At 73.4% G+C, this 26,530-nt stretch carries 26 protein-coding genes; 9 read left to right on the forward strand and 17 right to left on the reverse strand.

Going from position 1 to position 26,530, the window contains the following annotated elements:
- The first annotated feature begins 2 nt into the window (after positions 1-2).
- Both ABD296_RS03440 and ABD296_RS03445 read left to right on the forward strand, forming a co-directional pair.
- A complete protein-coding gene (locus ABD296_RS03440) occupies positions 3-392 on the forward strand; it encodes a DUF427 domain-containing protein (protein WP_344261297.1) in 390 nt (129 codons plus the stop codon).
- Positions 393-397: 5 nt separating this feature from the next.
- Positions 398-1,294, forward strand: coding sequence for an acyl-CoA thioesterase (locus tag ABD296_RS03445; protein ID WP_344261299.1), 897 nt, complete (start codon positions 398-400; stop codon positions 1,292-1,294).
- A gap of 14 nt (positions 1,295-1,308) precedes the next feature.
- Here the strand turns inward: ABD296_RS03445 and ABD296_RS03450 are convergent, their stop codons facing one another.
- From ABD296_RS03450 to ABD296_RS03470, 5 genes are all read right to left on the reverse strand, one after another.
- Positions 1,309-2,100: an enoyl-CoA hydratase gene (locus ABD296_RS03450; RefSeq protein ID WP_344261301.1), complete on the reverse strand. Its 792-nt coding sequence runs from the start codon at positions 2,098-2,100 to the stop codon at positions 1,309-1,311.
- A 72-nt stretch (positions 2,101-2,172) separates the two neighbouring features.
- Positions 2,173-3,006, reverse strand: a complete 834-nt coding sequence (locus ABD296_RS03455) for an NAD(P)-dependent oxidoreductase (RefSeq protein ID WP_344261303.1) — start codon at positions 3,004-3,006, stop codon at positions 2,173-2,175.
- 63 nt (positions 3,007-3,069) lie between these two features.
- The gene (locus ABD296_RS03460) at positions 3,070-4,218 is read right to left on the reverse strand and encodes an acyl-CoA dehydrogenase family protein (RefSeq protein ID WP_344261305.1); all 1,149 of its coding nucleotides are present in this window, start codon (positions 4,216-4,218) and stop codon (positions 3,070-3,072) included.
- On the reverse strand, positions 4,215-5,093 hold the full coding sequence (locus ABD296_RS03465; RefSeq protein WP_344261307.1) for an acyl-CoA dehydrogenase family protein: 879 nt from the start codon (positions 5,091-5,093) through the stop codon (positions 4,215-4,217). Before ABD296_RS03465 ends, ABD296_RS03460 begins: the two co-directional genes overlap by 4 nt.
- A gap of 115 nt (positions 5,094-5,208) precedes the next feature.
- A complete protein-coding gene (locus tag ABD296_RS03470) occupies positions 5,209-6,540 on the reverse strand; it encodes an AMP-binding protein (RefSeq protein WP_344261309.1) in 1,332 nt (443 codons plus the stop codon).
- A 110-nt stretch (positions 6,541-6,650) separates the two neighbouring features.
- On the opposite strand from ABD296_RS03470, the gene ABD296_RS03475 reads away from it, so the two are divergent.
- A complete protein-coding gene (locus tag ABD296_RS03475; protein ID WP_344261311.1) occupies positions 6,651-7,334 on the forward strand; it encodes a TetR/AcrR family transcriptional regulator in 684 nt (227 codons plus the stop codon).
- A 32-nt stretch (positions 7,335-7,366) separates the two neighbouring features.
- On the opposite strand, the gene ABD296_RS03480 is transcribed toward ABD296_RS03475, so the two are convergent.
- The 4 genes from ABD296_RS03480 to ABD296_RS03495 are packed head-to-tail and all read right to left on the reverse strand — an operon-like array spanning position 7,367 to position 11,123.
- The gene (locus tag ABD296_RS03480) at positions 7,367-8,311 is read right to left on the reverse strand and encodes an alpha/beta hydrolase (protein WP_344261313.1); all 945 of its coding nucleotides are present in this window, start codon (positions 8,309-8,311) and stop codon (positions 7,367-7,369) included.
- Positions 8,308-9,978: a thiolase C-terminal domain-containing protein gene (locus tag ABD296_RS03485; RefSeq protein ID WP_344261315.1), complete on the reverse strand. Its 1,671-nt coding sequence runs from the start codon at positions 9,976-9,978 to the stop codon at positions 8,308-8,310. The genes ABD296_RS03480 and ABD296_RS03485 overlap by 4 nt, the downstream gene beginning before the upstream one ends.
- A gap of 41 nt (positions 9,979-10,019) precedes the next feature.
- Positions 10,020-10,211: a ferredoxin gene (locus tag ABD296_RS03490; RefSeq protein ID WP_344261317.1), complete on the reverse strand. Its 192-nt coding sequence runs from the start codon at positions 10,209-10,211 to the stop codon at positions 10,020-10,022.
- Between the two features lie 51 nt (positions 10,212-10,262).
- A complete protein-coding gene (locus ABD296_RS03495; RefSeq protein ID WP_344261319.1) occupies positions 10,263-11,123 on the reverse strand; it encodes a mycofactocin-coupled SDR family oxidoreductase in 861 nt (286 codons plus the stop codon).
- Positions 11,124-11,419: 296 nt separating this feature from the next.
- Here ABD296_RS03495 and ABD296_RS03500 point away from each other — a divergent pair, with 296 nt between their 5' ends.
- Positions 11,420-12,625: a CaiB/BaiF CoA transferase family protein gene (locus tag ABD296_RS03500; protein ID WP_344261321.1), complete on the forward strand. Its 1,206-nt coding sequence runs from the start codon at positions 11,420-11,422 to the stop codon at positions 12,623-12,625.
- Between the two features lie 76 nt (positions 12,626-12,701).
- On the opposite strand, the gene ABD296_RS03505 is transcribed toward ABD296_RS03500, so the two are convergent.
- From ABD296_RS03505 to ABD296_RS03540, 8 genes are all read right to left on the reverse strand, one after another.
- Complete coding sequence (locus ABD296_RS03505) at positions 12,702-13,433, reverse strand: alpha/beta hydrolase fold domain-containing protein (protein WP_344261323.1); 732 nt, start codon at positions 13,431-13,433, stop codon at positions 12,702-12,704.
- Entirely contained in the window at positions 13,423-14,142 is a 720-nt protein-coding gene (locus ABD296_RS03510) for an enoyl-CoA hydratase/isomerase family protein (RefSeq protein ID WP_344261325.1), read from the reverse strand. Before ABD296_RS03510 ends, ABD296_RS03505 begins: the two co-directional genes overlap by 11 nt.
- 114 nt (positions 14,143-14,256) lie before the next feature.
- Positions 14,257-14,931, reverse strand: a complete 675-nt coding sequence (locus tag ABD296_RS03515) for a TetR/AcrR family transcriptional regulator (protein ID WP_344261327.1) — start codon at positions 14,929-14,931, stop codon at positions 14,257-14,259.
- The gene (locus ABD296_RS03520; protein ID WP_344261329.1) at positions 14,928-15,356 is read right to left on the reverse strand and encodes a Zn-ribbon domain-containing OB-fold protein; all 429 of its coding nucleotides are present in this window, start codon (positions 15,354-15,356) and stop codon (positions 14,928-14,930) included. The genes ABD296_RS03515 and ABD296_RS03520 overlap by 4 nt, the downstream gene beginning before the upstream one ends.
- Positions 15,353-16,522 (reverse strand): thiolase C-terminal domain-containing protein, encoded by a 1,170-nt coding sequence (locus ABD296_RS03525; RefSeq protein ID WP_344261332.1) that lies wholly within the window; start codon positions 16,520-16,522, stop codon positions 15,353-15,355. Before ABD296_RS03525 ends, ABD296_RS03520 begins: the two co-directional genes overlap by 4 nt.
- Positions 16,519-17,769: an amidohydrolase family protein gene (locus tag ABD296_RS03530; RefSeq protein WP_344261334.1), complete on the reverse strand. Its 1,251-nt coding sequence runs from the start codon at positions 17,767-17,769 to the stop codon at positions 16,519-16,521. The genes ABD296_RS03525 and ABD296_RS03530 overlap by 4 nt, the downstream gene beginning before the upstream one ends.
- A 78-nt stretch (positions 17,770-17,847) precedes the next feature.
- Positions 17,848-19,314, reverse strand: coding sequence for an MFS transporter (locus tag ABD296_RS03535; protein WP_344261336.1), 1,467 nt, complete (start codon positions 19,312-19,314; stop codon positions 17,848-17,850).
- A 54-nt stretch (positions 19,315-19,368) separates the two neighbouring features.
- Positions 19,369-20,592, reverse strand: coding sequence for a CaiB/BaiF CoA transferase family protein (locus ABD296_RS03540; protein ID WP_344261338.1), 1,224 nt, complete (start codon positions 20,590-20,592; stop codon positions 19,369-19,371).
- A 486-nt stretch (positions 20,593-21,078) separates the two neighbouring features.
- Here ABD296_RS03540 and ABD296_RS03545 point away from each other — a divergent pair, with 486 nt between their 5' ends.
- From ABD296_RS03545 to ABD296_RS03565, 5 genes are all read left to right on the forward strand, one after another.
- Complete coding sequence (locus ABD296_RS03545; RefSeq protein WP_344261340.1) at positions 21,079-21,894, forward strand: mycofactocin-coupled SDR family oxidoreductase; 816 nt, start codon at positions 21,079-21,081, stop codon at positions 21,892-21,894.
- Positions 21,891-23,357 carry an aldehyde dehydrogenase family protein gene (locus ABD296_RS03550; protein ID WP_344261342.1) on the forward strand — a complete coding sequence of 489 codons (1,467 nt, stop codon included), beginning with the start codon at positions 21,891-21,893 and terminating at the stop codon, positions 23,355-23,357. Before ABD296_RS03545 ends, ABD296_RS03550 begins: the two co-directional genes overlap by 4 nt.
- Positions 23,358-23,385: 28 nt before the next feature.
- On the forward strand, positions 23,386-24,663 hold the full coding sequence (locus tag ABD296_RS03555) for a cytochrome P450 (protein WP_344261344.1): 1,278 nt from the start codon (positions 23,386-23,388) through the stop codon (positions 24,661-24,663).
- Positions 24,660-24,914 carry a ferredoxin gene (locus ABD296_RS03560; RefSeq protein ID WP_344261346.1) on the forward strand — a complete coding sequence of 85 codons (255 nt, stop codon included), beginning with the start codon at positions 24,660-24,662 and terminating at the stop codon, positions 24,912-24,914. Before ABD296_RS03555 ends, ABD296_RS03560 begins: the two co-directional genes overlap by 4 nt.
- A 72-nt stretch (positions 24,915-24,986) precedes the next feature.
- Positions 24,987-26,525, forward strand: coding sequence for an AMP-binding protein (locus ABD296_RS03565; RefSeq protein WP_344261348.1), 1,539 nt, complete (start codon positions 24,987-24,989; stop codon positions 26,523-26,525).
- The last annotated feature ends 5 nt before the right edge of the window (positions 26,526-26,530 follow it).

Consider the following 26,530-nt stretch of genomic DNA (forward strand, 5'->3'; position numbering starts at 1 on the left):
CCATGGAACCATCGGGTTACATCGACCGGCCGGACTACCGGGTGGACGTGCGCCGCAAGCGCAACCTCGTCCGCGTGACCCACGAGGGCGTGACGCTGGCCGAGACCACCGCCGCTCTCGTCGTCGACGAGCAGGACCACGGGCTCGTCCTCTACATACCGAGGGCGGACGTGCGGACCGAGCACCTCGCGCCATCCGACCGGACCTCGCGGTGCCCGTTCAAGGGGCAGGCGAAATACTGGCGGCCGCATGACGGCGACGACCCCATCGCCTGGGAGTACCCGGAGCCGTACACCGAGGTCGCCGTCCTGCGCGACCACATCGCCTTCTACCAGGACCGGGCCGTCGTCCAGATCGGCGCGGCCGACCCGGTCACCTCCGCCGGAAGGTGAAGGCCGTGGAGACCGCGGGGGCGGAGCCCGCCGCCGGGGGAGAGCCGGAGAAGGCCTGGGACGAGGACGAGCTGATCCGGCTGATGGACGTCCGGCCGGCCGGACCCGGGCGGTATGCGGCCCCCGCCCACGGGGCCGCCGCCCGCAACGTCGTGGAGGCCGGGCAGCTCCTGGCGGACGCCGTCGTCGCTGCGTCGAAGGAGATCCCCGATCAGCGGGTCGCGTCGGCGTCCATGGTGTTCTCGCGAGCCGCCCGCCACGACGCGGGGATCGAGGTCGAGCTGGACGTGCCGCACAGGGGCCGGACCTACTCGACCGTCCAGGCGCGGGTGTCGCAGGACGGCCGGTTCTGCTGCGCCGGGCTGATCCTTATGGGCGCCGACGCCGATGACCTCATCGGCTCAACGGCGCCGATGCCCGACGTCTCCCGGCCGGCGCGTCCCTTCGAGCGGCCGGGCATGCAGGTGCAGGGCCGCGAGCTGCGCGTCGTCGACGACGCCTACGACGAGGACCCGCAGCGCGTCGGGCCGCCCGAGCTGTTCGTGTGGACGCGCTTCGCCGACGCGCCGCCGGCCGCCTACCTGCACAGCGCCCTGATGACGCACCCGGTCGCGCACTGGACGATCGCCGCGGCGCTGCGTCCCCACGCCGGATACAGCGAGGCCATGGCGCACCGGACCATCTCCACCGGCATATCCAAGGTCACGGTCGCCTACCACGAGGACGTCGACGTCACCGAGTGGCTGCTGTACGCGACCCGGGTCGTCTACACGGGCCGCGGAACGACCCAGAGCGAGGGACGCGTGTATAGCGAGGACGAGCGCCTGGTCGCCTCCTACTCCGTGCACGGGATGATCCGGCCCCCGACCGGCCGGCTCGCGGACCCGTCCACCGCGCTCTGACGGCCGCGCGGCGCTCACTGGCTCTTGAGCTTGTCCTTCATCCCCTGGTGCCGCAGCAGGACGGGGAACCCGACGTCGCTGAGGGCGTTGCCGTGGCCGGTCTGGTGGATGTCGAACACCGACTGGATCGCGGCGTAGAAGCCCTGCACGTCGAGGGTCTGATTGACGGCGCGCTTGGCCTGCCGCAGCGCGAACGGATGCATCTGCGCGATCTGCCCGGCCAGCTCCATCGCCGTCGCCTCCAGCTCGTCCAGCGGGACGACGCGGTTGACCATGCCGACCTTCTCGGCCTCGTCCGCGGTGATGGGACGGCCGGTGAACAGGATCTCCTTGGCCTTGCGGGGACCGAGCTCCCAGGTGTGGCCGTGGTACTCCACGCCGCCGATGCCCATGTGCACCACGGGGTCGGAGAACTGCGCGTTCTCGGCGGCCACGATCAGGTCGCAGGGCCAGCAGAGCATGAGCCCGCCCGCGATGCACTTGCCCTGCACGGCGGCGATCGACGGCTTGGGGACGTTGCGCCACCGCAGCGTGTGCTCCAGGTACCGGCGCGCCTCGACGGCGTAGATGTGCTCCAGCGTGATCTTGTCCGGGGCGGGCCCGCCGCCCTTCAGGTCGTGGCCGGACGAGAAGTGCTTGCCGTTGCCCTTCAGCACGATGACCCGCACCTCGTCGTCGGCGGCGGCGCGGCTCCACGCGGCGTCGAGGTCGTCCAGCAGCTCCATGGTCTGGGCGTTGGCGACCTCGGGGCGGTTCAGGGTGATGACCGCGACGCGGTCCTCGACGTCGTACAAGATCTGGTCCATCGGTTCCTCCTCTGCGGGACGGGGTTCTGCGGAGCCGTGCCGCCGGGCGTCACGGCGCGGGCCGGACCCAGGTCATCTGCGGCGGTCCATGAGGGCCAGGGCGGCGTCGGCGGCGTCCAGGACCGCGCCCGGTTCGGCGCCCGCCGCGCCGGCGACGCCCGCGATCAGCCCGACGTCCTTGCGGAGCAGCGCGCCGGCGTAGGCGGCGAGGCGGTCGAGGCTTCCCCCGGTCGGGGCGACCCGGTCGAGGGCGAAGCTGGCGCCGCTGCCGTGGGAGATCACCTCGGCCAGGCTCCCGGGGTCGACGTCCAGCGCCCGGCCGAGGGTCAGCGCGGTCGACGCGGTCGCGAGGTTGGCGGTGAACAGCAGGTTGTTCAGCAGCTTGGCGACCTGCCCGGAGCCGAGCGGGCCCGTGTGGACGATCGGGTCGCCGTAGGCGGCGAACACCGGGCGGCAGCGTTCGACGGTCTCCTGCTCGCCGCCCGCCATCACCAGGAGCCGGCCCTCGGACGCCGCGGGGCCGCCCCCGCTCACCGGCGCGTCGATGAGCGAGACCCCGGCCTTCTCCGCGCCGGCCGCCAGGCGGCGGCAGGTGTCGGGGTGGACGGTGCTGTGCACGGCGATCACCGCGCCGTCCGCGAGCCCCGCCAGCACACCGTCCGCACCGGCCACGATCTCCTCGACCCCGGCGTCGTCGACCACGCAGACGCAGACGAGGTCGCTGGCCGCGGCCAGCTCGGCGGGGGACGCGGCGACGGCCGCGGCGGTGTCGGCGAACGGCTCCAGCGTCGCGGGGCGGCGCGCCCACAGCGTCGTCGGGTGCCCGGCGTCGACGATCTGCCGCGCCATGGGGCCGCCCTGGCTGCCCAGCCCGATGAACCCGACGCGCATGCCCGAGGCGCTCATGCGCCCTCCTCACTGAGATCCGATGTGCTCTTGCAGGTCGCGGCCTTGCGCGGGCCGGTGGCTCTAGCGGGGCAGGCCGAGGATGCGCTCGGCGATGATGTTGCGCTGGATCTCCGACGTGCCGCCCGCGATCGTCCCGCCGAAGCTGCGCGCGTACCGCTCGAACCAGCTCGCGTAGTGGTCGGCGAGGTCCATGTGGTTGAAGGGCGCGGTCAGCGTGGGATGCACCAGGGAGTCGGGCCCGTGCTCCTCCAGCGCGTGCAGGGACGCCTCCTGCACCGCCTCGGACCCGAACAGCTTGAGCACCGAGAGCTCGGCCGGGTCCCGGCCGCCGGCGAGCTGGCGGTACCCGAGGAGCCGGATCGCCTGGAGGTCCATGAGCAGGGTCGCGTACCACTCCTCGCTGCTGGGCGAGTCCTCGATCAGGTAGCTCATCCAGTCGGCGTAGCTCAGCCACAGCAGCGTCCGCTCGTGCCCGAGGGAGCCGTGCGCCACCCCCCAGCCGCCGTGCAAGGGGCCGATCAGGTTCTCCCGGGGGACCCGGACGTCGGTGAAGAACACCTCGTTGAAGTCGTGGTCGTCAGGGGCGGCGATCGATCCGAACGGCCTGCGGACCAGCCCCTCGCTGTCGGTGGGGATGACGAGGACGCTGATGCCCTTGTGCTTGGGCGCGTCGGGGTCGGTGCGCACGAACGTCAGCAGGATGTCGGCGTCGTGCGCGCCGGACGTCCAGACCTTCTGCCCGTTGACCACGAACTCGTCGCCGGCGAGGACGGCGCGGGTGCGCAGCCCGGCGAGGTCGGAGCCGGCGCCCGGCTCGCTCATCCCGAGCGCGGCGGTGATCTCGGCGCGCAGGATCGGGGCGGCCCACCGCCGCTTCTGCTCCTCGGTGCCGAACGTCAGCAGCGAGGCGGCGACGATCCCGAGGCCCTGCGGGTTGAAGCTGTGGTAGATCCGCCGCCGGGACAGCTCCTCCAGGTGCGCGAGCTGCTGCGGCAGCGTGGCGTTGCGGCCGCCGTACTCCGGCGGGTTCCCCGGCAGCAGCCAGCCCGCGTCGAACAGCGTCCGCTGCCAGCGCCGCGCCCACTCCGGGATGTCCGCGCTGGACTTCGGCCGGACCGCGGCCTCCTCCGCGCTGGGCAGGTTCGCGTCGAGGAACGCGGCGAACTCCGCGCGGAACTCCTCGACCTCGGGGTCGGGGGCCAGCTTCATCGGACGGCACCCTTCTGTGCGAACTCCTCCAGCAGCGCCCGCCGGTGCACGGACGCTCCGCCCAGCAGCAGGTCGCACGCCTTGGCTCGTTTGAGGTAGATCTGCAGGTCGTTCTCCCACGTGTAGCCCATGGCGCCGAAGAGCTGGTAGCCGTGCTTGAACACGATCCGCTGGCACTCCCCGGCGGCGGCCTTGGCCATCAGCGCGGCCTCGCGGCGGCGCGCGTCGTCCTCGGCGATGGTCAGCGCCGAGTAGTACGCCAGCGCCTTGGCCCGCTCGATCGCGACGTGCATGTCCGCCGCCTTGTGCTTGACGGCCTGGAACGAGCCGATCGGTACGCCGAACTGCTCGCGCCGCTTCACGTGCGCCAGCGCGAGGTCCAGGATGCGGCGGCACGCCCCGACGGCGGTGATCGCCAGGCCCATCAGGGTCAGGTCCGGGATCCCGGCGGCGAGGTCCGGGGCCGCGACGTGCGCCACGTGCAGGGTCGGGTCGAAGACCGGGACGGGCTCGACGTCCAGCTCGGCCCCGGCGACGACGACCACGCCGTCACGGGTGAGCAGCGCCGCCTCGTCGGCGCGGTCGGCGTCCAGGACGAAGCGTCCGGCGCCGTCGCACACCCCGGTCCCGGAGCCGTCCGGCAGCCGCCCTGCGAGCGGCGCGAACCAGGTCGTCGTGGCGAGGAACGGGGTGGGGTCGGCGACGTAGCCCAGCTCGTCCAGGATGATCGCGAGCTCGACCGGCGGGGTCTCCAGCCATCCCAGCTCCTGGTAGGTCCGCCAGAGCTTCTCCTCGGGCTGCGACCGCGACTTGGCCACCGTGTCGCGGACCATCTCCTGCAGCAGCCGCTGGTCCTCGTCGAACTCGAAATCCATGAGCGCCCTCGCCTCAGAGCAGTGTCGTGGCGGCCGGCCCGGCGGCGTCGGCCGCCGTCCGCCGGACCGCTTCGCCGTGATGGGCCGTCTTCGGGTCGCCGGTGGCCGGTGCCATTCAGACGATCCTCGTTTCGTGGTCCTGCCAGTAGCCCTCCCGGAGCAGGGCCTTGCGCAGCTTGCCGCTCGGGTCCCGCGGCAGGGCGGGCACGAAGTCGACGTCGCGCGGGCACTTGTAGTGGGCGAGGCGGTCCCGGCAGTACGCGAGCAGTTCGTCCTTCAGCTCGTCGCCGCCTTGCCCGTCCGCCGGCTCGACCACCGCCAGGACCCGCTCGCCCATCTCCGGGTCGGGCACCCCGATCACCGCGGCGTCGGCCACGCGGGGGTGCATGACCAGGAGGTTCTCCGCCTCCTGCGGGTAGATGTTGACCCCGCCGGACACGATCATGTGGGCGACCCGGTCGGTCAGGTACAGGTAGCCGTCCTCGTCCAGGCGGCCGACGTCGCCGAGCGTGCGGTCGCCGAAGTAGACGACGCCGTCGCGGATGCTGACGTCGTCGCCGGCCTTGCCGACCGAGCCGGGGTGCGCGAGCCATTCCTCCGGGCCGATGGCGACGTGCCCGTAGCCCTCGGTGCCCGAGTAGTACTCGTGGATGATCGGCCCGAACCAGTCGAGCATCCGCCGCTTGACCTCGACCGGGCAGGGCGCCGCGCTGTGGAAGACCAGCTTGAGGCTGCTCAGGTCGCGGTCGCGCTGCTCGGCGGGCAGCTTCAGCATGCGGATGAACATCGTCGGGACGAACTGCGCGTGGGTGACCCGGTGCCGTTCGATCAGCTCCAGGCAGCCGGCCGCGTCGAAGCGGTCCATGACGACGAGGGTCGCGCCCAGCCGCAGCAGCGACATGCAGTACACGAGCGGCGCGGCGTGGTAGAGCGGAGCGGGGGAGAGGTAGACGCTCCCGGGGCCGATGCCGTACCGCTCCAGGCCCATCGCGACGCGGACGCATTCGGCGGACGGGTCGCCCATCGGCCCGGCGGTGAGCTGCTTGCGGATCGCCTTGGGGCGTCCCGTGGTCCCCCCGGAGTACAGCAGTTCGCGTCCCTCGCACTCGCGGGACTCTCCGCTCGCGGGGGCCGCGAGCAGCCGCTCGTAGATCTCCGTGGTGATGAGCAGCGCGCCGTCGGTCATCTCCTCGATCTCCGACGGCCGCAGGTGCGTGTTCACCGGCGTGTAGTACAGGCCAGAGCGCTGGGCGGCCCAGGCGACCTCCAGCAGCGCGGCGCCGTTGGGCATCTGGACGGCGATGCGCTCGCCCGGGGCCAGGTCGAGTGCGGCGGCCAGATGGCGGGAACGGGCGTCGAGCTCGCCATAGGTCACGGTCCTGCCGCCGCTCTCGATGACGGCGGGCGCGTCGGGGCGCTCCCGCGCCTGCCAGCCCAGGTGATGCATGGCGAGAGAATAGCATTCTCAAGAATCGATAGTAAGAGTCTCTTGAGAGAGACGTTTTTAAGTCCATCATGAGTGTGGCTTTATCGGTAGCGCAGAGTATCGTTCTGCACGTGACCGAAGTCTCCGAAGAGCCGGCGTGGCGCAGGCGGGCCGTCGAGCGCTCCACCCGGGCCGCCAAGCTCCGCGCCGAGCAGCGCGTACAGCGCTTCCTGGACGCGGCGCAGGGGCTCATCATCGAGAAGGGGACCACGGACTTCACCGTCCAGGAGGTCGTCGAACGGTCCCAGCAGTCGCTGCGCAGCTTCTACCAGCACTTCGACGGCAAGCACGAGCTCCTGCTGGCGCTGTTCGAGGACGCGCTGGCCACCGGGGCGCTGGAGATCCGGCACGCCGCCGTGTCCGAGGCGGACCCGCTGCGCCGCCTGCGGGGCGCCGTCGAGCTCCTCTACGAGCAGTCCCGCCCGAAGCCGCACGTGCGGCGTCCGCTGTTCAGCGACTTCGCGCAGCAGCTGCTCGTCCGGCATCCCGCCCAGGTCGCGGCCGCCCATCTGCCGCTGCTCTCGGTGTTCACCGAGCTCATCGAGCAGGCCGCCGAGGCCGGCGCGATCCCCGCTGACCGGCCGCGGCGCCGCGCCTCCCTCGTGATGCAGACGATCATGTTCGCCGCGCAGGGCAACGGCGTCTCCGTCGACGGGCGCGCCGTGCCCTTCACCTCCACGGAGGTCTGGGACTTCTGCTTCCGCGGCATCGCCGGCGCCACCTTCGCGTCCCGGACCCCGAACGCCGCGGAGTGACCACCGCGGCCCCGGCCTGAGGGCCGGGCGGCTCAGCGCGGCGCCTCCTCGCCCACCGTGCGGACCCGCTCGGACGGGCGCCGGCGATCCGAGCGCTCCCGGGCCAGGGCGCACTCCTCCGCGAAGGCCAGGACGCGCAGGTGGTACGCCATGGCCGAAAGGCCGAGGCTCAGGTTGTGCCCGCCGCCCGCCTGCTCCTCCGCCGTGACGCGCGGCGCGGCGGTGAACATGGCCGTGACGTCGGCGAGCCCCGCGGGTCCGGACCTCCACACGCCCTCGTGCTCGGCGAGGGTGTAGTGCACCGGGACGCGCACCCGGGCGGCGACCGCCGGGAAGTCGTGCGGCCAGCTCCGGGCCACGGAGCCCTCATGAGGGGGACCGGGCACCAGGACGCCCGCCTCGCTCGCGATGCGCTCCGGGTACAGGCCGTCGCCGCCCCACACCAGGTCATGGACCCCGCTCGCCCGGGACGCCGGTGACGAGCCGTCCCGGAACCGGCCCGTCAGGATCTCCGCGGCGGCCGGCCGGTAGTGCCGCCCCGTCCCGGAGATCTCCAGCCCGAGCAGGTCGCGGACGCGCTCGCCGGCCGCCATCCTGACGGCCAGCTCGCAGCCCAGCGAATGCCCCATTAGCAGAACGCCCGCGCCGCGGGGCCGCGACGCCAGGAACCGGTCCACCGCCGCGTCCGCAAGGTCGACGCGCTCCTCGGCGGTCGTCATCCGCTCGGGGCGGACCGAGGACGCGCCGTAGCCCGGACGGTCCAGGGCGAGGACGGTGAAGCCGAGCGCCGCACCGGTCCGCAGCAGCGACAGCCGGGGCCGGTTCGGCGCGTCGAAGTACGCCGAGGTCGTCGCGCCGCCGTGCAGGGCGACGATGACGGCCCGGGGCCGGGGCGCCTCCGCCAGCAGCGCCGACATGGGAACACCGTCGACGTCGGCGACCAGGCGGGACGGTGCGGGTTCTGCGGCGGCCGTCACGCGTCCGACCGCAGCAGGATGGCTCCGCTCGGTGTGAGCCCGCCGCTGCTGACCACCGCGACCCGGGCGTCCGGCACCTGCCGTTCCCCGCCCTCCCCGCGCAGCTGCGCGACGGCCTCGTGGACCAGGCCCATCCCATGGGTGCGTCCGTGGGAGAGCTGCCCGCCGTGGGTGTTGAGGGGGAGGACGCCGTCGCGGGCGATGTTCTTGCCGCCGTCGAGGAAGTCCTTGGCCTCGCCGATGCCGCAGAAGCCGAGGGCCTCGATCCACGACAGGCAGTTGAAGGTGAAGCCGTCGTAGAGCAGGGCCACGTCGACGTCGGCGGGCCGCAGCGACGTGCGGGTCCACAGGTGCGCGGCCTGCCCGAGGACCTGCGGCTCGTGGGTCAGGGTGCTCTGGTCCCATTCCAGCCGCTCGATGATCTGCGTCCCGACGGCCTCCACGCGGACGGGCGGCTTGGCCAGGTCGCGCGCGGCGCCGGCCGCCGAGACGATGACCGCGATCGCGCCGTCGCAGGGCACGTCGCAGTCGTAGAGCCCGAACGGCGTCGTGATCGGGCGCGCGCCGAGGTAGTCGTCCATCGTCATCGGGTCGCGGTAGACCGCCGCCGGGTTCAGCGCGGCGTTCGCCCGCTGGTTCAGGGCGATCCAGCCGAGCGTCTCCCGGGTCGTCCCGTACCGGGCGAAGTGCCGCTGGGCGTTCTGCGCCAGCGTGTGCGCCGCCGAGACCGCGCCGAACGGGTGCGTCCAGGCGGAGCCGCCGGAGACCCGCCCGCCGCCGGGCGGGGTGATCTTCCCCTGCCGCATCAGCTCGGTGTGCGTGGCCTCCCAGAGCGTGCGGAAGCACAGCACGTGCCGGGCCAGCCCGCCCGCGACCGCGAGCATCGCCGCGATCAGGGAGCCGCCCGGGCCGAAGGTCTCCGCGCCGCCGTTGTACCAGGTCGGCCGGATGCCGAGCGCCGACTCCAGGGCCGTGACCCCGCCCTCGGCGAACCCGCCGAAGGCGCCCGCGCCGGGGTAGGTCGCCAGGCCGTCGATGTCGTCGAGGGTGAGGCCGGCGTCCGCGACGGCCCGCTCGCACGCCGCCACGGTCAGCGACAGCGGCGGGACCATCAGGCGCCGCCCGATCTCCGAGGTCCCGATGCCGGTGATCGCGGCGCGGTCCTCGAACTTGTCCGCCGCGACCATCGGCCGGACGTGCCGCCCGATCCGCTCCGGCTCCACCGCGTCCGCGACCGGCTCCGCCGGCCCGCCCTGCTCGGCCGCCGGGCGGAACAGCGGCAGCCACACGTCCTCGGCCTGCTCGAAGGCGACCTCCATCCGCATGCCGAGTTCGAGGTCGCCCGGATCGCAGCCGACGGCGTTGGTCGTCAGCCGGACGCGGGGGTCCTCCTCGATCGCCACCTGCGCCACGACGTAGGGCGGCGGCAGCCCGGGCAGGGCGAACCGGTGGTTGACGGTGAAGCCGATGAGCGTGGCGGATCCCGACACCGCCCGCACCCGCAGCCGGGTGCCCCGGCAGTACCGGCACACCGGCTGCGGCGGGTGGATCAGCGCCTCGCACGCCTCGCACTGCTGGAAGCGCAGCCGGCCGTCCGCCCCGGACGTCCAGAAGAAGGCGTTCTCATCGGTGATCGACGGCAGGGGGCGGCCCGACGGTCCGGCCACATGGACTCCTCGTCATCCTCGCTGTGCTGGGAACGGGCGGGTCAGGAGACCGAGATCGCGCGCTCCGGGCACGACCGGACGGCCTCCAGGACCTTCGCCTCCTGGTCGGCCGGGACCTCCTCGCTGACCGGCGACGAGTGGCCGTCGACGTCGTCGAGTTCGAAGACGTCGGGCGCCCTCATGGCGCAGAGCGTGTGGCCCTGGCAGCGTTCCAAGTCGACCTTCACCTTCACGTTGTCTCCTCCTTCGGGGGCTCGGACTGTTCGGGCTCGGACCCGCGGGGCTCAGACCTTGTAGTCATGCCACTTGAGGTAGCCGCCGGCGTCCACCCGCATCTGCATGCCGGTGACGTAGCGGGACTCGTCCGACGCCAGGAACAGGACCATGTCGCTGATGTCGCGCGGCTCGACGTAGGGGATCGGCATCGCCTGCTGCACGCTGAACGCGGGCTCGGCGTCCGCGCGGGTCGGGTGCTCCAGATCCGGCCGGAACGACTTGTACATCGGCTCGCTCTGCAGCATGTCGGTGTTGCAGTTGGTGGGGTGTACGACGTTGGCCCGGATCCGCAGCGGGGCGACGTTCCTCGCCAGCTCGTGGATGTACTGCGAGAGCGCCTTCTTGGCGTACATGTAGGCGTGCCCGCCGGGGTCCTTGCCGGGCTCGTCGATGGTGCCGATGACCATGAGCGCCGCGGTCGATCCGGTGGCGATGATGGAGCCGCCCTCGGGCAGGTGCGGCAGCGCCGCCTGGACCGCGTTGATCGTGCCCACGAGGTTGGTGTCGACGACGTCGGTCCACGCCTGCAGTGGCGGCTGCCCCTTCATCCCGGCGATCCCGGCCTGCGCCACGACGATGTCGACCCGGCCGAGCTCGGCGATGCCCCGCTCCACCGCGTCGCGCAGCTGCGCGGCCTCGCGCACGTCGGCCTGCACCGCCACGATGCGCCGGCCCAGCTCCTCGACGAGCCGGACGGTCTCCTTGAGGTCGTCCGGCCGGGCGAGGGGGTAGCCGACCGTCTCGTAGTCCTGGCAGAGGTCGACGGCGATGATGTCGGCGCCCTCTTCCGCCAGCCGCACCGCGTGGCTGCGGCCCTGGCCGCGGGCGGCGCCCGTGATGAACGCGACCTTTCCCGCAACACGTCCCATGGATGGTGTCCTTCCGGTCTGGAGCCGCTCGGCCCGCGCACCCCGGTCCAGGGCTAGAGAACCCTCGTTCCGGATATGAGAACATTACTCTCATCAACGGCCCGCCCGGAAGACCCGCGTCGGCCGATCGCCGGAGGCGGTCTCCGGTGGTCGATGAGTTGATTCTCCATTTCTGAGAATGTAACTTCCAGGCAGCGTGCCCTTCCGCGGCCGGGAGCCGCCGGGCACCGTTCGCAGGTCGGGCGTCGCCGGTTGGAGGAGTTCATGGAGATCGGGTTCTGCGCGGCGGTGACCGCGTGAGGCCGCTGGAGGGGATCCGCGTCCTCGAGGTCGCGATGTACGGGTTCGTCCCCTCGGCGGGCGCCGTGCTGGCCGACTGGGGCGCCGACGTGGTCAAGGTGGAGCACGCGGTCACCGGCGACCCGCAGCGCGGCCTGCGGCAGATCGGCACGATCCGCGTCGAGGGCGACCCCAACCCCAACATCGAGCACGCCAACCGCGGCAAGCGCTCCCTGGGGCTCGACCTGACCGTGGCCGAGGGCAGGGAGGTCCTCGAGGAGCTGATCCGCCGCTCGGACGTGTTCCTCACGAGCTTCCTCCCCGGCGCGCGCGCCAAGTTCGGGATCGACGTCGACGACGTCCGCGCCGTCAACCCGGAGATCGTCTACGCGCGGGGCAGCGCGCTCGGGCCGCGCGGCCGGGAGGCGGACAAGGGCGGCTACGACATGACGGCCTTCTGGGCGCGCGGCGGCACCGCCGCCAGCCTCACGCCCGCCGGGACGGAAGGGATGATCAGCCCGCCCGGACCGGCCTACGGGGACACGATCTCCGGCACGAACCTGGCCGGCGGGATCGCGGCGGCGCTGTTCCGGCGCGAGCGGACCGGCGAGGCGTCGGTCGTCGACGTGTCGCTGTTCGGCAGCGGCCTGTGGGCGATGGGGCACGGGATCGCGCTGTCGCTCCACGCCGGCGAGCCGCTCGTCCCGCCGCCGGCGGGCGCGCACGGCTCGCCGTCCAACCCGCTGTCCGGCCTGTACGCCACGTCCGACGGCCGCCACCTGGCCTTCGTCATGCTGCAGCCCGGCAAGTTCTGGGCGGACGTGTGCCGCCACATCGGCCGGCCGGAGCTGGCCGACGACCCGCGTTTCGCGGACGCCGAGCGGATCGCCGCCAACACCGGGCAGGCCGTGAAGATCCTCCGGGAGGCCATCGCCGCCCGGACCCTGGCCGAGTGGACCGAGCGCTTCGCCACCCTCGCCGGGCCGTGGGCGCCGGTGCAGGACTCGCTGCAGGCCGGGAACGACCCGCAGGCCCGCGCGAACGAGTACGTCGTCCGGGCCGGCGACCTGGACCTGGTCGCCAGCCCCGTGCAGTTCGACGTCGCCGCGCCCGAGCTCGGCCCCGCGCCCGAGTTCGCCGCCCAGACCGAGGAGATCCTCGCCGAACTGGGGCTGGACTGGGACCGCATCATCGCCCTCAAGGCCGCGGGCGCCGTCACCTGAACCATGGCCCGTGGGAGACCTGCCGGGCCGGGCGGAGGGGGCGCGAGCCCGCCGAGCCCGGCCCGGCCGTCCCAGGTCAGCGGGAGGGAACGGGTGAACCGTTCGCGCGGGTCCACTCGGCGGCGAAGCCGGCGATGCCCGCGACGGTCTCGGCAGGCAGCAGCGACCGGTCCTGCACGACGCGGAGGTCCACGGTGACGCCGGAACGGGCGGCGCGGGCGGCGAATGCCAGCGAGTCGTCCAGCAGCGGATCCGTCCCCGCGGCCAGCAGCCTGATGGGCGGCAGCCCGTGCAGGTTGCCGTACAGCGGGCTGAGCAGCGGATCGGCCCGGTCCGCGCCCGCGGCGTAGCGCTCGACGCGCCGCCGCAACCGCGCGGCGTCGAACGCCGGGTCGGCGCCGGCGTTGAGCCGCAGGCTCGGCGCCTCCAGCGTCAGGTCGAGCAGCCCCGACACCAGCACCGCGCAGCGGGGCTGCTCGGCTCCGAGGTCGCGGAGCCGCAGCATCAGGGCCGCCGCCAGCCCGGCGCCGAACCGTTCGCCCGCGACGACCGTCGGCCCGGACGCCCGGCAGTGCTCGTAGGCCGCGCGGACATCGTCCAGGGCGGTGGAGAACGACGTCCCGTACCGGCCGCAGACGACGGTGGCCGCCATCCGGGTCGCGAGGCGCCCGGCCAGGTCGAGCACCGGCTCCGGCGTGCCGTGCGGGCCGCCGTCGCCGGGCAGGTAGAGGACGGTCGTCTCGGCCGGGCCGGCCGGACGCACGATGAGCCCCACCGGGCTCTCGGCCCGCCGCACGTCATCGCGCACGGTTCATCACCCTCTCCGCCGCCTCCCAGTGCTCGTCCGCCACCCACAGCCGCGCGAAGGCGCGGGCAGCCTCGTCGGCGGTCAGGCCGCCCCCGACGACGCGCTTGATCTCCCGCGCCGCGCCGGTGGCGAGCGACGCGGCCAGCGACCGCCATCCCTCCTCGAAGGAGGAGCGCGGCAGTACCATGTCCACCAGCCCGAGCCGCTCGGCCTCCGCCGCGCCGAGCACGGTCCCCGCGCCCGCGAGCAGCAGCGCCCGGCCCCGGCCGACGAGCGCCGCGAGCCGTTCCGCGCCGCCCCACGCCGGCATGATCGCCAGCGTCGACTGGGTGAAGCCGATCCTGATGTCGTCGGCGGCCACCCGGATGTCGGCGGCCACCGCCACCTCGGCCCCGCCGCCCAGCGCGTGCCCGTTCAGCGCGGCGATCACCGGGGCGGGGAAGGCCGCGATCCGGTCGCAGACGCCTCGCATGCGCAGGGCCATCGCGACCGCCTCGTCCTCGGTGCGGATCGCGGCGAGCTCCTTCAGGTCGCCGCCCGAGACGAACGCGCGGTCGCCCCCGCCCCGGACCACCAGCGCGCCGGCCCCCTCCGCCGCGTCGAGGGCCTTGTCCAGCTCGTCCATGGTGGCCGGTGCGATGGCGTTGCGGGCCTGCGGGCGGTCGATGGTGATGACCGCCACGCCCCGCTCCAGCTCGAGATCGACCATGCGGCTTCTCCAGATGAGGCGAGATTGACATTCTCATTTGCGGAAATAGCGTATTCGCCAGTCACGGTGCAGGCAACCCCCGGCGGGGCCGGGCGGACCGGTGCGGACGCGCGGTCAGGCGGCGGCCGGGCCGGCGGGCCCGTGCAGCGCGGTCAGGCAGAACCGCCAGACGTTCTCGGCGAGCGCGCCGCGGTCGGGCTCGGGCGGCTCGCCCATCCCGAGGACCAGCGTGTGGAAGGACGTGGTGACGATCGAGGTGATGATGTGCACGTCCCAGTCGAGGTTCGCCGGGCGCACGAGCCCGGCCTCGGCCGCGCCGACGATCAGCTCGCGGACGAACTCCTCGTACGGGCGGCCCGTCACGGCGATCGTCTCGGGGCTGGTCCGGGCGATCCGCACGTGCTCGTAGGCGATCACGCGGCTGAGCGACTCGTTCTCCCGGTGCCACACGAGCGGCCAGGTGACCGCCATCCGCAGCCGCTCCAGCGGGTCGCCGGACGTGGCGAGGATGTACTCGCGGATCCTCGGCAGCGCCCCCGTGACGGACGTGGTGAAGACCGTCCGCAGGAACTCCTCCTTGGTGGGGAAGCACCGGTAGAACGTCTTGATCGCGACGCCGGCCCGGCGCACGAGCTCCTCGATCGTGTAGTCGGAGTCGCCCTTCTCCAGGAGCAGCCGCTGCCCGGCCGCGATGAGCTTGGCCCTCGGCCCGACGAACCCTCCTCGGGCGGGGCGGCGCTCGACGGCGTGCCGAGTCATGCGCTCCGCCCACCCCGGCTCCAGCGTCACGCGCCAAGGGTATCGCCCGCCCCCCGGACCGGCCGGAAGACGGGGATCACGACGTCCGGGGCGATCGTCTGGAAGTCGGCCTCCACCCGCATCCCGATCACCGGCCGGGCGGCGCCGATCACGGTCGAGTGGACCAGCGGGCCCTCGTCCAGCTCCACCAGGGCGACGTTGGGGGGCGGGTCGTCGAACGACGTCGCGTACCGCTGGTGCACGACCGTCCAGGTGTGGAGGCGGCCGAGGCCGCTCGCCGGCTCCCACGCCATCGGCGCCATCCCGTGGCTCGGGCAACCGCCCGCCGGCCACACCGCCCGGCCGCAGGTCCCGCAGCGCAGCAGGAGGAAGCGGCCCTCGCGGCAGCCCTGCCAGAACTCCGCGTCCGCCAGGTCCGGTGCGACGTCCTCGGGGAACGGCCGCGGCGCGCTCACCGCGGCCTGCCCAGGACGAGCGACACGTGCGCCCACGAGCCGTGCACGCCGCCGTTGCCGCCGCTGCCGCTGACGAGGCAGAGCTCGGCGTCCGGTACCTGGTTGGTCGGGGCCTCGCCGCGGACCTGCAGGACGCCCTCCGACAGCGGGGTGAACCCGGTGGCGTAGAAGCCGGAGTGCTGCCCTCCGCCGGTGTTGGTGGGCAGCCTCCCGGCCGGTCCGGTGTGCCCGTCCCGGACGAAGGCGGGCGCCTCGCCCTCCCCGCAGAACCCGTACTCCTCCAGCTGCATCAGCGTGGCGATGGTGAAGGGGGAGTAGAGCTGCGCGACGGAGATGTCCTCCGGCCCGACGCCGGCCTCGGCGTAGGCGCGGCGGGCGGCGTCGGGCGACGCGCCGAACCGGCCGGCCATCGTGCCGTCCCACCAGTTGGCGATGTTGTGCCCGCAGCCCGACCCGAGCACCGCGACCGGGCTGCCGGCGCAGTCCGCCGCCCGCTCCGCCGACGTGATCACGATGGCGACGCCGCCGTCGGTCGGGCGGGAGCAGTCGAGCAGCCGCAGCGGGTCGGCGATCATCCGGGACGCCTGGTGGTCGGCCACCGTGATCGGCTGCCCGTACCCGACCGCGCCCGGCCGGACGCTCCCGTACGCCCGCTCGGCGACGGCGACCGCGCCCAGGTCCTGCGACGTCGCGCCGTGGACGTCCATATAGCGCCGGGCGGCCATCGCGTACACCGCGCCGGGGCCGACGAGCCCGTACAGGTAGGGGTAGCCGTAGCTGTACCCGCCGATGTCGGACCGTCCGGCGACGCCGTGGTTCGGCTCCGGCCGCGGCGCCGTCCCGGTGAACGCCTCCCCGTAGACGCTGAGGACGTGATCGGCCTGCCCGGTCGCGATGAGGCCGGCGGCGACGACGACCGACAGCGCGGGGGAGGCGCCCCCCGAGTTCAGCGCGAACGACGTCCGCGGGGACAGCCCGGCGTAGCGCAGGTCCTCGGGCTGGGCGCCGAAGCAGATGCAGGTGTCGACCAGCTCGCGCCCGATCCCCGCGTCGGCCAGCGCCGCGTCGATCGCCTGCCGCCGCAGCTCCCGCGGCGAGATCCCGAGCCGGCGGCCCTGCGGGCTCATGCCGAGCCCGACGATGACGGCGGTCCGGGCGTCCGTCACGACACCCCGCCGGGGACGGGGAGCTCCGCGGTGTCCGCCGGGGTGAACTGGAACAGCCGCTCGGCGTTGCCCCGCAGGATCTTGTACTGCACCTCGGGGGCGAACCCGGCGAGCCGGTCGCGCGCGAGCTTCATCGAGTTCGGCCAGGTGGTGTCGGAGTGCGGGTAGTCGGTCTCGATCATGACGTTGTCCTCGCCGATGAGGTCGAGGTTGCGCAGCCCGGCGACGTCGTCGATGAAGCAGCCGTAGACGTGGTCGCGGAAGCTCTGCCGGATGTCGAAGTTCAGGTAGTCGATGCTGTGCGCGCCGCCGTCCGTGCGCTGCTGCTTGCTGCCCTTGCCGGGGTCGTAGTCGATGCCGCGCTGGAACCAGAAGCGCTGCTTGTCGATGACCTGCTCGGCCCGCTCCAGGAAGTAGGGGATCCAGCCGATGTTGCCCTCGGCCAGGGAGATCTTCAGGTCGGGGAAGCGCTCGAAGACGCCGCTGAACAGCCAGTCGAGCATGGTGCCGGACGTGCGGACGGCGCCCCACGACAGGTTGGCCATGAAGTTGGTGTCGGCGTTGATCGACGGGATCTGCGACGACGAGCCGACGTGCATGCAGATGACCACGCCGCACTCCGCGGCGGCCCGGAAGAACGGGTCCCAGTAGCGGCCCGGGTCGTTGATCGTCGGCAGCCCGAGCGGCTCGGGGTTCTCGCTGAACGCGACCGCGTGCACGCCCCGGCCGGCGACGCGCCGCACCTCCTCGGCCGCGGCCTCGGGATCCCACAGCGGGATCAGCGTGAGCGGGATGAACCGGCCGGGCGCGCTCGCGCACCACTCCTCGACCATCCAGTCGTTGTAGGCCTTGACGCAGGCGAGCCCGAGCTCCTTGTCCTCGCCGCGGTAGAACGTCTGGCCGCAGAACGCGGGGAACGTCGGGAACGTCATCGAGGCGAGGATGCCGCCCTGGTCCATGTCCTCGACCCGGGCCCGCGGGTCGTAGCAGCCGGGCCGCATCTCGTCGTAGCCGAGCGGCTCCGGGCTGATCAGGCTCTTGTCCCGGCCGACCGTCGCGGACAGGCCGCTGGCGCGCTGCTTCGCGCCGAGGTAGTGCCAGGTGCCCTTGCCGTCCTCGTCGATGACGAGCTTCGGCCCGCGGTCGCGGTACTTCTGCGGCAGCCACGTCTCCCACAGGTGGCCCGGTTCGAGGACGTGGTCGTCGACCGAGATCAGCCAGTTCAGGTCCGGGTTCGTGCCGGTCATGGTGGTCCGTCCTTCCGTCGGGGCGCCGGTGCGTCCGGCGCCGGGTTTCGTTCGTCGCCCGGCTTCGTCGTCGCCGGGTCAGGCCTCCGCCGGCTCCACCCCGAGACCGCCGGCGGGCTCGGTCGCCGCGCGGGGACGGCGGCCGCCGATCAGCAGCCCGATCACCGTGCCGACGACCGCCAGGACGGTGACCGACAGCAGCGCGGCCACCAGCGCCGACCGGGTCGGCAGCTCCGTGCCGGGCACGGTCGAGGCCGCGAGGATGACCGAGGTGAGCGCCAGCCCGCAGGCCACGGCGATGTTCTGGGTCACCCGGTTGATCCCGGTCGCCTCGCCGGTGTGCTCCGCCGGTACCCCCTCCACGATGAGGACGGGCAGCGCGGTCGCGGCGAAGCCGGTGGCGATGCCGGTGAGGGTGAGGCAGAGCAGGGTGCCGGCGACGCTCTTGGCGAGGAAGATCCACAGGACGATGCCGGCGGCGTAGGTGCAGGTCCCGATGACCAGCGGCCACCGCGCCCCCACCGCCTGGGCGATCCGTCCGCTGACCGCCGCGCCCCCGTAGCCGAACACCGCGACGACCAGCAGCAGCCATCCGGACCTCGTGGGCGACAGCCCCAGCCCGACCGGTGCCTTCTCGGGAAGCTGCAGCACCATCTGCGACAGGATGGCGATCGCCCCCATGGGCCCGAGCCCGACCATGACCGTCGCCGCCGTCGTCAGCCGGACCTTGCGCGCGGCGAACAGCCGCAGGTCGACCATCGGCTCCGGGACGCGCCGCTCCCACCACGCCCAGACGAGGAAGGCCGCGACGCCGAGCACGAACGCCGCGATCACCCGCGGGTCGTCCCAGCCCCAGGTGCGGCCCTGGGTGGCGCCGAACAGCACGCCCCCGGCGGCCGGCGCCAGCAGCACGCCGCCGACGACGTCGATGGTCGGCCGCGGCGTGATCCCCGGGGTGCGCGGCAGGCCGAAGACCGCGACCGCCGTCGCCGCCGCGCCGAGGACCGTGGCGACCAGGAACATGGCGCGCCATCCGCTGTGGTCGATCAGCAGGCCGGCGAGCAGCGCCCCGGCGCCGGTGCAGACCGGCACCACGCCGCCGAGCAGCGACATGGCGAGCGGCACCCGCCGTTCCGGCAGCAGCTCGCGGACCAGGCCGAACGACAGCGGCAGGGCGCCGGCGGCCATGCCCTGGACGCCGCGCCCGACCACCACGAGCCACAGCCCGCCCGCCAGGACGCTGATCAGCGAGCCCAGCGCCGCGACCACCAGCACGGCGATCAGGACCCGCGTCCGGCCGAACATGTCGCCGAGGCGTCCGCTGGTGGCGGCGGACGCGGCGCCCACCAGCAGGTAGATGGTCGTGCTCCAGCCGACGGTGGCGGCGTCGGCCGAGAAGACCTTCATGAAGGTGGGGATGGCGGCGACCGCCATCGCGGTCTCGAAGACGGCGCAGACCTCGATGGCGATCAGCGCGACCACCAGGGCCGTCGCCGCGCGTTCGGTGGGGAAGGGGGGCCGATCCGGCGTTGGCTGTGCGGTCACCGGGTCCTCCAGGGGGTGGGGTGGGTGGAGCTGCGGTTCCGGCCCGCGCGGTCGTCAGACCACGCCGGACTCCTTGAGCGCCGCGATCGCGTCCCAGTCGTGGCCGAGTTCGAGCAGCACCTCCTCGGTGTGCTCGGCGTGCTCAGGGGCGCGGCGCGGTTCGGGGACGCGCTCGTCGAACTGCACCGGGGCGCTCATCAGCCGGACCGCGGTGCCGTCGTGGTCGACGGGCACGGTGTACCCGTTCTCGACGACCTGGGGGTCGTCGGCGGTTTCGAGCATCGAGCGCTGGACGGCCCAGGGCCCGGCGAGGCCGGCGAGGCGCCGTTCCCATTCCGCCAGCGGCAGCGCGGCGAAGACGTCCTCCAGCACGGCGGTGCACGCGTCGTGGTGCGCGGACCGGGACGCGGCGTCCGCGAACCGCTCGTCCGCGATCAGGTCGGGGCGGCCGAGGTGCCGGCACAGGTCGGGCCACCAGCGGTCGGACTCGATCATCATCAGCGCGATCCAGCGGCCGTCGGCCGTCCGGTAGCCGCGCCCGATCGGGTTCGCCGACCGCCCGGTGGCCACGGGGAACTCCCGGCCGAGCCCCCAGGAGTAGAGGATCGCGCTGGAGTGCTGCCACAGCGCGGAGCCGAGCAGCGAGACGTCCACGCACGCTCCCTCGCCGGTCCGCTCGCGGCGGAACAGCGCCGCGGCGATCCCGAACGCCAGGTTCATCGCGCCGGCCTTGTCGCCGAAGGCGGGCGGCTGGGGCAGCGGCCGGTCGGCGTCCGGCGCGGTGAGCGCGGCGGCGATGCCGCTGCGCATCCAGAACGAGGTGAAGTCGTACCCGCCGCGGTCGGCGTCGGGGCCGCGGACCCCCTGGGCGGTGGCCCGCGCGTAGACGATGCGCGGGTTGCGGGACCGGACCTCGTCCTCGTCGAACCCGAGCTTCACCCGCGCGGGTCCGCGGAAGTTCGTCACGAAGACGTCGGCGCGGTCGACCAGTTCCATGAGCAGCTCGTGGCCGCGGGGCGTGCGCAGGTCGAGCCCGATGCTGCGCTTGCCGCGGTTGGTCTGGGCGGTGACCAGGTTGACCTCGCCGACCTTCGGGACGATCCCGGAGGTCGCGAGCCCGCGCTGCGGGTCGCCGGTGACCGGATCCTCGACCTTGATGACCGAGGCGCCGAAGTCGGCCAGCACCGCGGCGGCCGCCGGCGCGAACGTCCACTGCGCCACTTCGAGGACCTGGACGCCGTCGAAGACGGGCGGCGGGCCGGCCGGCCGGTGGGGCATGGGGCTCTCCTTCGCGGGCTCGCGCCGCTCCGGCGCGGACGCCGCGGGACGCATGGAAACCGGAACTGAATGGCGGGGCGGAATGGTCTCGGCGGCGAGGTCTCTTCTCTCGCCGCGGACGGACCGGCGAGGTTCGCCGGCGGTGCGGGCGACGCCTCATCGGCGGCATCGCGACCTCAACGTAACCAGTAGAAGCCCATATGTCCATAAGCAAGAGAAGATCGTTCTCGATAGCGAAGATGAGAATCTCTCATGCACGATCGACCTCCAGCATGATGGCTCTGCCAACTGCACGTACATATGGAGAAGCTCATTCTCTTGACGGTTTTAGCCGACCGTGCTTACCTTCGAAAAGCCCGGCCGGTTCGCCTCGCCGGGCTCCATCCCCGACCGGGTCCGGCGGCGGAACAACTGGGCCGCCGGACGGTCCGGCATGCCTTTTCGGCAGGGCCGAGCGGCAGCGATCACCGAGGAGAGGCCGACGACATGGGGCAACTGGACGGCAAGGTCGCGTTCATCACGGGCGCCGGCCGCGGGCAGGGGCGGTCGCACGCGGCGCTGCTCGCCGAGCACGGGGCCGACGTGATCGCCGTGGACATCTGCGCCGACATCCCGACCGTGCCCTATCCGATGGCCACGGCGGACGACCTGGCCGAGACGGCGCGCCTCGTCGAGGCCGCCGGGCGGCGGTGCGTCACCGCGGTCGCCGACGTCCGCGACATCGTCGCGCTGGCGAAGGCCCTGGACCACGGCATCGCCGAGCTCGGCGGCGTGGACATCGTGCTCGCCAACGCGGGCGTGCTGCACAGCGACCGCACCGAGACCACCCTGGAGCAGGCGGCGGCCCGATGGGACGACGCGGTCGGGGTGATGCTCACCGGCGTCTTCAACACGCTGAAGGTGGTCCAGCGGCCGCTCGTCGAGCAGGGCCGCGGCGGCTCGATCGTGGTGACCGGGTCCACCGCCGGGCTCAAGGGCATGACGGACGGCTCCGGCGGCATGTCCGGCTACAACGCGGCCAAGCACGGAGTCGTCGGCCTCGCGAAGGGCTTCGCCCGGTTGCTCGGCCGGCACGGCGTCCGGGTCAACGTCGTCCACCCGACGGCGGTCGACACCTACATGATCAACAATCCTCACTCGCCGATGACGCAGGCTAGCGACGCGCAGGCGCTCACGCGGGTGCTGCCGATCGACCGGCTGCAGCCCACCGACGTCAGTCAGGCGATCCTGTGGCTGGTGTCGGACGCCGCGCACGCCGTGACCGGGGTCGCGCTCCCGCTCGACGCCGGCGTCAGCCTGTGAGGGCGGGCACGACGGAGGCGTCGGCGCCGCACTCCTTCGTGGACGGCGTCCGCCTGGGCCGAGGCCCGCTCCTTCGGGTCGCGAACCCGGCGGACCTGTCCACGGTGGCCGAGGTGCCGACGGCCGAGCCCGCGGACTTCCAGCGCGCCGTGCGGGCCGCGCGGCGCGCCTTCGACGGATGGTCGCGGACGCCGGCCGCCGAACGGGCGTCGCTCGTCCTGGGGTTCCTGTCGGCGCTGGAGGCCCGGCGCGAGCGCCTTGCGGACACCGTCGTCGCCGAGACCGGTGCGCTGCTGTCGTCGGCGCGGACGCTCCAGGTCGCGGGCGCGATCGAGCAGGCCCGCGCCGCCGTCCGGATCCACGCCTCCCTGCCGGAGGAGGAGCACAACCCCGTGCCGCTGGACGGTCTCGTCGCCGGCGGGCGGGTGGCCGCGAGCGTCCTCAGCTGGGAACCGCTCGGCGTCGTCGCGGCCATGCCGGCCTACAACGTGCCGCTGTTCCTGGCCCTGTGGAAGGTCGTCCCGGCGCTGCTGACGGGCAACACGGTGGTGCTGCGGCCCAGCCCGCTCGCGCCCCTGGCGGTGCTGGCCGCGGGCGAGGCCGCCGAGGAGGCGGGGCTCCCGCCCGGCGTGCTGAACGTCCTCGCCGAGGAGGGCACAGCCGGGGCGGTGCTGATGACGACGGCGCCGGAGGTCGACGCCGTGTCGTTCACCGGGTCCAGCGCCGTCGGCGCCGCGATCGCCGCCCAGGCCGCGCCGACCCACAAGCGCCTGATGCTGGAGCTCGGCGGCAAGTCCGCGGGGGTCTACCTGCCCGACGCCGTGGACGGGGCCGCCGACGGGATCGCGGTCGTGATGCGCGCGATGGCCGGGCAGGGCTGCGTCCTGCAGACCCGGGTGCTGGTGCCGCAGGAGAGCAAGCGGCGCGTCCTGCGCGACGCCGCGGACCGCGTCGCCGCGCTCCGGCTCGGCGACCCGCGCGACCCGGCGACCGACGTGGGGCCGCTCATCAGTGACGCCCAGGTGCGGCGCTGCGAGGACCACGTCGCCGCCGCCCTCGCGCACGGCGGCCGGGTCGTCGCCGGCGGCCGCGCCCGCCCGGACCTCGGCGGCCACTTCTTCGAGCCGACCGTCGTCGACCTCGACGACACGGCCAACCCGCTGGCCCAGGAGGAGACCTTCGGACCGGTCGTGTCGGTGATCGGCTACCGCGACCTCGACCACGCCGTCGAACTGGCGAACGACACCGTGTACGGGCTGTCGGGCGCGGTGTTCGGCGCCGCCGACCGGGCGCTCGCCGTGGCCCGCCGCATCCGCTCGGGCGCGGTGCTGGTGAACGGCGGCTACTTCGGGCCGTTCGCCTCCTCCGGCGGGTGGCGGCACAGCGGCCGCTCGCGGGAGCGCGGACGCGAGGGAATCCGGGCCTACCAGCAGGTCAAGCACCTCACGGCGGTGAGCCGGTGACCGGCCCGCGACCGAACGGGAGACACGCATGCTGCTAGAGGAGATCGCCGGGCTCGACCCGGACGGGATCCGCACGTTGTTCGACACCGGCGGCGAGTACCGCCGGGCCATCTCGGGCGGGGACTACGTCGAGGACTTCCACGCCGACCTGCGGCGGGCGCGCGAGAGCGGGGCCGTGCACGAGGGCTGCGTCGAGGAGGCGCTGGGCCTGCCCCGTCCCGAGTACGCGCGGCGGTGGTCGGAGCCGGTCGTCTCCGTCTTCGACTACGCGACGGTCAACGCGGTGTTCCGCGACTCGGAGACGTTCAACTCCGAGATCCTCCGCGGTACCTTCGCCACCTTCGGCCCGAACATCCTCGGCATGGACGGCGCCGAGCACACCCGGCACCGCGCCGTCGTCCAGCCCTCGTTCGGACGCGCCGCGACGCAGTGGTGGATCGACCGCTGGATCGCCGGGATCACCGACGCCCTGCTGAGCCGCGTCGAAGAGCGGGGGCGGGCGGAGCTGAACCTCGACTTCTGCGCGCTGCTGCCGCTGCTGACGATCACCGGGAGCTTCGGCGTCCGGATGGCCGAGACGCTGCGGCTGCGCGAGCTGATCGAGCGGATGATCGGCGCCGACGTCGCGCGCGAGGACAAGCTCGCCGCCTCGGCCGCCGCCGCGGACCTGCTGCTCCCGCTGATCGCCGACCGCCGGGAGAACCCGCGCGACGACCTGATCAGCAGGCTGGTCCAGGAGCGCGTCCGGGACGAGGACGGGAACCTCCACGGGCTCACCGACGAGGACGTGCTGGCGTTCGCGCGGCTGATCCTCACGGCCGGGTCCGGGACGACGTGGCGGCAGCTCGGCATCACGCTGTGGGCGCTGCTGAACAACCCCGCCCAGCTCGACGCCGTCCGCCGCGACCGGTCGCTCGTCCGCGCGGCGATCGAGGAGTCCCTGCGGTGGGAGGTCACCGACCCGACGTTCTTCCGCATGGCGACGCGGGACACGGTGCTCGGCGGGGTCTCCGTCCCGGCCGGCTCGCGGGTGGCGCTCTGCCTCACCGCGGCGAACCACGATCCGGCCCGGTGGGGCGACCCCGACGCGTTCGACCTCTTCCGGCCGCTGCGCCCCCACCTGTCGTTCGCCGGGGGCCCGCACGTGTGCCTCGGCATGCACCTCGCCCGCGCGGAGATGACGGTGGCGCTCACCGCGATCCTCGACCGGCTGCCGAACCTGCGCTGGGATCCGGACGCCCCCCGTCCCGTCCTCATGGGCCTGCAGATGCGGGGCCCGGCCCGGCTGCCGGTGGTGTTCGGATGAGCGGCGGCACGGACGGGGCCGGGCGGGCCGGGGAGCGGCAGGAGGTCGCGGTCACGCCGCGGACCTGCGCCGGCACCGGAGTGTGCGCCTTCTACGCGCCCGGCACCTTCGAGCTGGACGAAAAGGGGAAGGTCCGGCTGGTGGCCGAGCGCGGCGAGGACCCGGCCGAGGATTCGGCCGAGGACGTGCGCAACGCCGCCGAGGCGTGCCCCACCCGGTCGATCCGGCTCTCCTTCCCCGTCGAGAGATGACTGTTCTCTCGACTGAGAACGTGATATTCACAAGCCATCGGCGGTCCGCATCGCGAACTGGGAGCCATCACCATGCGAACGATCCCTGACGCACTGGTCAAGCGCTACGAGGCGGAGGGCTGGTGGACGAGCGAGACCCTCGGGGAGATGCTGGCGCGCGGGCTCGCCGGAGCCCCCGGCACGGTGTTCCGGGTGCACTCGGCGGTGCGGCCGTGGACCGGTACGTTCCGCGACGTGGAGCGGGTCGCCCGGCGGCTCGCCGCCGGGCTCCGGGCCCGCGGCGTACGGTCCGGCGACGTGGTCGCGTTCCAGCTGCCCAACTGGATGGAGGCGGCGGCGGTCTTCTGGGCGTCGGCCTTCCTCGGCGCGACGGTCGTCCCGATCGTGCACTTCTACGGCCGCAAGGAGGTCGGCTACATCCTGAAGGCCGTCCGGCCGAAGGTGTTCGTCGGCGCCGAGCGGTTCGGCCGCCTGGAGTTCGACCCCGGCGTGTGCGCGGACGTGCCGGTCGTCGGCGTGGTGGGGCGCGACTTCGACGACCTGCTCGCCGGCGACCCGCTGCCCGGCGTGGCCGCCGCGGACCCGGCGGGCCCCGCGGTGATCGCGTTCACCTCCGGCACGACGCGCGACCCCAAGGGGGTCGTGCACAGCCACCGGACGCTCGGTTTCGAGACCCGCCAGCTCTCCGAGCGCCACCCGCCGGACGTCTCCCGGCAGATCATCTCCGCCCCGGTCGGCCACTTCATCGGCATGGTCTCGGCGTACCTGATCCCGGTGCTGAGCGGCGCGGCGGTGAACATCGCCGACGTCTGGGACCCGGGCCGGGTGCTGGCGCTGATGAAGAGCGACGACCTCACCGTCTGCGGCGGCGTCCCGTACTACATGACGAGCCTGCTCGACCATCCCGACTTCACCCCGGACCACCTGTCGAACATGCGGTTCGCGGGCCTCGGGGGCGCGGCGGTCCCGGTGGCGGTCACCACCCGGCTCCAGGACCTCGGCATCACGGTCTTCCGGTCGTACGGGAGCACCGAGCACCCGTCCATCACGGGCTCGCACTTCACCGCCCCCGCGGCCAAGCGGCTGCACACCGACGGCGCGGCGCTGCCGGGCGTGGAGATCCGCCTCGGCGAGGACGGGGAGATCTACAGCCGGGGCCCGGACCTGTGCATCGGCTACACCGATCCGGAGCTGACCGCCCGCGCGTTCGACGAGGACGGCTGGTACCGGACGGGCGACATCGGCGTGCTCGACGAGGACGGCTACCTGACGATCACCGACCGCAAGTCCGACATCATCATCCGCGGCGGGGAGAACATCAGCGCGCTGGAGGTCGAGGAGTCCCTGCTCGGCATGCCGGGCGTGGCCGAGGCGGCGGTGGTGCCGGCGCCCGACGCCCGGCTCGGCGAGCACGCCGCGGCGATCGTCAGGACGAAGCCCGGCGGGCCGGCGCCGACGATCGGGGCGATGCGGGCCCACCTGGAGCGGGTGGGGCTGGCCCGGCAGAAGTGGCCGGAGGAGCTGCACGTCGTCGAGGACTTCCCGCGCACCGCGAGCGGCAAGGTCCAGAAGTTCCGGCTCCGCCGGGACATTGCGGTACGCGCTCACTGAGAATA

Origin of the sequence: Actinomadura napierensis (assembly GCF_039529375.1) — a bacterium.
Lineage (GTDB): Bacteria > Actinomycetota > Actinomycetes > Streptosporangiales > Streptosporangiaceae > Spirillospora > Spirillospora napierensis.